The 5,111-nt window shown below is 58.6% G+C and carries 5 protein-coding genes; 1 reads left to right on the top strand and 4 read right to left on the bottom strand.

Features of this window, described 5'->3' with window-relative positions; all coding sequences use genetic code 11:
* Nucleotides 1–167 precede the first annotated feature (167 nt).
* From HKD46_RS20890 to HKD46_RS20875, 4 genes are all read right to left on the bottom strand, one after another.
* A complete protein-coding gene (locus tag HKD46_RS20890) occupies nucleotides 168–860 on the bottom strand; it encodes an ABC transporter permease (protein WP_161470765.1) in 693 nt (230 codons plus the stop codon).
* Nucleotides 861–953: 93 nt separating this feature from the next.
* The gene (locus HKD46_RS20885) at nucleotides 954–1,694 is read right to left on the bottom strand and encodes an ABC transporter permease (protein ID WP_005332892.1); all 741 of its coding nucleotides are present in this window, start codon (nucleotides 1,692–1,694) and stop codon (nucleotides 954–956) included.
* 204 nt (nucleotides 1,695–1,898) lie between these two features.
* Nucleotides 1,899–2,672 carry an ABC transporter substrate-binding protein gene (locus HKD46_RS20880; RefSeq protein ID WP_041206090.1) on the bottom strand — a complete coding sequence of 258 codons (774 nt, stop codon included), beginning with the start codon at nucleotides 2,670–2,672 and terminating at the stop codon, nucleotides 1,899–1,901.
* Nucleotides 2,673–2,737: 65 nt separating this feature from the next.
* The gene (locus tag HKD46_RS20875) at nucleotides 2,738–3,508 is read right to left on the bottom strand and encodes an ABC transporter ATP-binding protein (protein ID WP_010674267.1); all 771 of its coding nucleotides are present in this window, start codon (nucleotides 3,506–3,508) and stop codon (nucleotides 2,738–2,740) included.
* A 532-nt stretch (nucleotides 3,509–4,040) separates the two neighbouring features.
* Here HKD46_RS20875 and HKD46_RS20870 point away from each other — a divergent pair.
* A complete protein-coding gene (locus tag HKD46_RS20870; RefSeq protein WP_113725220.1) occupies nucleotides 4,041–4,943 on the top strand; it encodes a lysine exporter LysO family protein in 903 nt (300 codons plus the stop codon).
* Nucleotides 4,944–5,111: the final 168 nt, after the last annotated feature.

Here is a 5,111-nt window from a genome sequence, read left to right as displayed (position 1 = left end):
CGGGGCTGCATAGGCGTCATGTTCATAGAAAAACGCCCCAGGCCATCGAGACCCAGGGCGGTGAAGATATCAAAGACCCGTTTTCCGGTAAATCGCAATGCGGCTCCGCTTAAGTGAACAGCATTGCCGCAACTGCGGGCTTTTTTGTCTCTGGTTTTTGTATCAGGTCAGACGCTGCGGGGACGCAGGTGCGCGTGCCAGCGGGCCTCCCACTTCTTGAACAGCCAGACGATGGCGAAGGTAAGCAGCATGTAGAGCAGGCCGGCTGTCAGGAACGCCTCAAACGGGCTGTAGTAGCGGGAGTTGATGATCCGCGCCGCACCGGTCAGGTCGACGATGGTGATGATGCCCGCCACCGCCGAGCCCTGCAGCATGAAGATCACCTCGTTGCTGTAGGCGGGCAGCGCACGGCGAAACGAGTTTGGCAGGATGATGCGGGTGAGGGTCTGCCAGCGGCTCATGCCAAACGCATTGGCCGCCTCGATCTGTCCCTTTGGTATGTTCAGCACGGCGCCGCGCACTATCTCGGCGGTGTAGGCACCAGTGTTGAGGGTAAACGCCAGCAGGGCGCAGAACCAGGCCTCGGAGAAGAGCGCCCAGGCGGGGCCGTTTTTCAGCCACTCCCACTGGGCGGCGCCGTAGTAGATGATGAACAGCTGCACCAGCAGCGGGGTGCCGCGGAAGAAGTAGATGTAGGCCCAGATCGGCCCCTTGATCAGCCAGTTGCGGCTGTTGCGCAAAATGCCCATGGGCACCGCCAGCATGAGGCCGAGCATGAGGGACACCGACACCAGCCAGATGGTAGTGTAGAAACCCTCCCAGTAGGTGGGCCACTCCGTGAGAATGATCGAGAAATCCATGGCTTACCTCATCTTGATCGTGATGTAGATACGCTCGTCACTGACACCGCGACGATCACAGTAAACGAACGACTGCATTGAATACGACATGGCTTACCTCGTCTTGATGGCGTAGTGACGCTCGGCCCACTTGAGCGCCGAGGTGGAGACTGCGGTGAAGATCAGGAAGATCAGCGCCACCGCCATGTAGAAGGTGAAGGGCTGCTGGGTCGAGCCCGCGGCCAGCGACGCCTTACGCACCATGTCATCGAGCCCGATGATGGAAACCAGAGCCGTGGTTTTCAGCAGTACCAGCCAGTTGTTGCCAAACCCCGGCAGGGCGTGGCGCATCATCTGGGGGAAGAGGATCCGCACAAACACCTGGGTCGCCCGCATGCCAAAGGCGCGCGCCGCCTCGAGCTCCCCCTTGTCCACCGCCAGGATGGCGCCGCGGAAGGTCTCGGTCATGTAGGCACCGAAGATGAAGCCGATGGTGGCGACCCCGGCCGCAAACGGGCTGATGTCGATGTAATCCGGCAGCAGGGAGACCCACTCCTGGCTCGGGTTGCTCTCCAGCAGGTAGTTGTTGTAGGCCTCGTTGACCCAGCTGCAGATCCCGTTGATCAGCACCTGGCCGCCGAAGAACAGCAGCATCATCAGCACCAGATCCGGGATGCCGCGAATGACGGTGGTATAGGCGGTCGCGATGCCGCGCGCCCACTTGTAGGGGGAAAGCTTGGCCAGCGCTCCCAGCATGCCCAGCAGCAGCGCCAGCAGCAGAGAAGCCAATGCCACCTCCAGGGTGACCCAGGCCCCCTCCAGCAGGGAGGTTTCGTATCCTTTCAAATCAAACATATGCGGCTCCATTGCAACGCATTGAGCGGGATCGCCCGTCCCAATATCCTTTCAAACCAAACACATGCAGCTCCATTGCAACTAAGCGGGCCCATCGCTCCCTTGCGAGAGACAACGGGCCCGGTGACTACAGACGAGGGTCGACCTGTCGTGATGATTCGCCGCAATCCCTTCGGCGGCTACCCGGGGTAGCGCGCCTGGGGGTTACTCGCCGTACACGTCGAAATCAAAGTACTTGTCGTTGATTTCCTTGTACTTGCCGTTGGCGCGCAGGGCCAGGATGGCGGCATTGAATTTCTCTTTCAGATCCTTGTCGGCCTTGCGTACCGCGATGCCGGCACCCTCGCCAAACCACTTGGGATCGGTCAGTTTCGGGCCGACGAACTCGTAGGCATCGCCACCCTCTTTCTTCAACAGGCCATCGCTGATGGCGGCGGAGTCGGCCATCACGTAGTCAACCCGGCCGGATTTCAGATCGAGATAGGCTTCGTCTGCGGTGCCGTAGCGCTTGATGGTGGCGTTGGGGAAGTTGTCGGTGATGTAGGTGTCCATGGAGGTGGCGCGCTGCACGGCAATGGTCTTGCCATCCATGAAGGCCTTGTCGAGCTGCACGTCAGTGCCTTTCTTGGCGGCGAAGCGGGCCGGAATGTGCTGGTACTTCTGGGTGAAGTCCACCTTCTTCTTGCGCTCTTCGGTGATGTCCATGGTGGCGATGATGGCGTCATACTTGCGCGACAGCAGCGCCGGAATGATGCCGTCCCAGTCCTGCTTGACCAGGGTGCACTTCACCTTCATCTCTTCGCACAGGGCGTTGGCGATGTCGATGTCGAAGCCTTTCACCTCGCCGCTCGGTTCGGTCCAGGAGAAGGGAGGATAGGCGCCTTCCACCCCGATCCGCACCTCTTTCCACTCCTTGGCCATCAGGCTACCGGAACACAGGGCCGTCATCACGGCAGTCGCCAGCATCAGCTTGTTCATGTATCTCTCCTTGATAAACACGTCGATCATTGAAAACACAGATTGTTGAAAATACAGCCCGTCCATCAATAGATGGAAGAGATGAATTGCTTGAATCGCTCCGACTTGGGATGGGCGAAGATCTCCTTGGGATTGCCCTCCTCCTCCACGCGCCCCTGGTGCAGGAACATCACCTTGTTCGACACGTCGCGGGCGAAGGACATCTCGTGGGTCACCACCATCATGGTACGCCCCTCTTCCGCCAGCTCGCGCATCAGGCCAAGGACCTCCCCCACCAGTTCAGGGTCGAGGGCCGAAGTAGGCTCGTCAAACAGCATCACCTCGGGCTCCACCGCCAGCGCCCGGGCGATGGCGGCCCGCTGCTGCTGACCGCCGGAGAGGTGACCAGGATAATAGTCGCGACGCTCCCACAGCCCCACCCGGTTGAGCAGGTGCTCCGCCTTGGCGATGGCCTCGGCACGGGGCACCTTGAGTACCTGGATGGGCACTTCGATGATGTTCTGCATGATGGTCATGTGGGACCAGAGATTGAAGCTTTGAAACACCATGGCCAGTCGGCTGCGGATACGCTCCACTTGGCGCATGTCCTCCGGCAGGCGTTCGCCGGAACGGCTGGTTTTCATCCGGATCAGCTCCCCGTGGAGGGAGACGCTGCCCGATGAGGGGGTTTCAAGCAGATTGATACAGCGTAGAAAGGTCGACTTCCCCGAACCCGAGGAGCCGATGAGGGAGATCACATCCCCCTTGTGGGCCGTCATATCGATGCCCTTGAGCACTTCGTGGGTGCCAAAATACTTGTGCAGATCACGAACTTCCAGTGCGGCAACGTCGCTCATCCATTACAACCTTGTCTGTCCCTAGACGCCGCTTCGGCGTGACTCCACCATCGTCCATTTAACAAAACGTTAACCGATGGTAACCTTCAGCGAAAATATCATTGAGGTAGTGAAAAAACAATACAGAACCGAGGTATTTGGTGTTTTATCTGTATTTTTATTGGTCTATTGAGTATTTTTCAGCACTTTGTCTGCATAAAATCCATTTTTTGTCGCACCTTCCCTACCGCTCTTTTATACCCGCAGCGCACTGGTAGCAAGCATATTTCACCATATCCGCCAGATGTCACCCAAAAGGACTTTATTCACCCAGGCAGATTCCCCTTCTCTCGTCATTTCATGGGGATGAAATTGATTTTTCAGGTGATGTGCCCCTCTTTCTCTGTTTGCGTGCACAGCTGACTGTCATCAAAAAACACAACAATATGATAAAAAAGTCCCGTATGGGCCATGCTGATGCACAGATCCGTGACACAGGTGCAACAAGTCGTGATAAGGTGCCGTTTTTCCACGTTTTGTGATCGAGGCCCCGATGTTGCTCAATGTGTTGCTGATCCTGCTGCCGCTCGTGATCGGCTATCTGGTTCCCCTCTCTTCCGCCCGTCTGATCAAGCTGGTCAACCAGTCCCTGGGCAAGATGGTCTACCTCATCCTGTTCCTGATGGGGCTGGGGCTGGCCTATGTGGAGAACCTGGGCAGCAACCTGGCAGTGATCTTCAAGGTGGCAGGGGTGATGCTCGCCGCCATTACCCTCTGCAACCTGCTGGCCCTGTGGTGGCTGGACAAACGCAGCCCCCCCACCCACGAGGCCAGCGACGGCAAGATGCCGAGCAAGCTGCACCTGTTGTGGGAATCCCTCCAACTCTGTTTCGTGGTGCTGGGGGGCGTCTTGCTGGGGCTGGTAGTGGACTTGCGCGCCCTGCCCATCGACAAGTGGAGCGAGTGGGCCCTTATGCTGCTGCTCTTGCTCATCGGCATCCAGATGCGCAACTCCGGCATGCGCCTGCGCCAGATCCTGCTCAATCCCTGGGGCATGAAGATCGCGCTCACCGTCATCCTCAGCAGCTGGCTCGGCAGCCTGCTGGCCGCCCAGCTGCTCGGCATGCCCTTTGCCCATGGCCTCGCGATGAGCTCCAGTTTTGGCTGGTATTCGCTCTCCGGCATTCTGGTAGCGGACAAGCTGGGCCCGGTGCTGGGCTCCGCCGCCTTCATCAATGATCTGGGGCGCGAGCTTATCGCCATCCTCATCATCCCGGTGCTGATGCGCCGCCACCCCAGCGCCGCCATCGGCTACGGCGGCGCGACGGCGCTGGACTTCACCCTACCTGTCATCCAGAAATCCGGCGGCATCCAGGTGGTGCCGGTGGCCATCGTCTCCGGCTTTATCCTGAGTCTGCTCGGCCCCATTCTGATCCTGGGGTTCCTGGCTATCTGAGCATGATGCCCCCCAGGCGGAAAAAAGCCCGGCAGCAGTGCCCAATGCTGTTCAGATAAGCACATTTTTGACTAATTATTCATAAATGCGACTTGAGTTGGGGGAGCAAGGCTGTTTCCAGTCGATGTTCCTTCAGCCTTTATCCAGCGTGGCTTGCAATAGAAAGAG

This window comes from Aeromonas sp. TW 6 (assembly GCF_013168745.1).
GTDB classification, from domain to species: domain Bacteria; phylum Pseudomonadota; class Gammaproteobacteria; order Enterobacterales; family Aeromonadaceae; genus Aeromonas; species Aeromonas caviae.
This window is presented reverse-complemented; position numbering and strand designations above follow the sequence as displayed.

Coding starts and splice junctions, on each gene's coding strand:
- HKD46_RS20880 (WP_041206090.1), bottom strand. CDS start 2,672: ATGAACAAGCTGATGCTGGCGACTGCCGTGATGACGGCCCTGTGTTCC.
- HKD46_RS20870 (WP_113725220.1), top strand. CDS start 4,041: ATGTTGCTCAATGTGTTGCTGATCCTGCTGCCGCTCGTGATCGGCTAT.
- HKD46_RS20890 (WP_161470765.1), bottom strand. CDS start 860: ATGGATTTCTCGATCATTCTCACGGAGTGGCCCACCTACTGGGAGGGT.
- HKD46_RS20875 (WP_010674267.1), bottom strand. CDS start 3,508: ATGAGCGACGTTGCCGCACTGGAAGTTCGTGATCTGCACAAGTATTTT.
- HKD46_RS20885 (WP_005332892.1), bottom strand. CDS start 1,694: ATGTTTGATTTGAAAGGATACGAAACCTCCCTGCTGGAGGGGGCCTGG.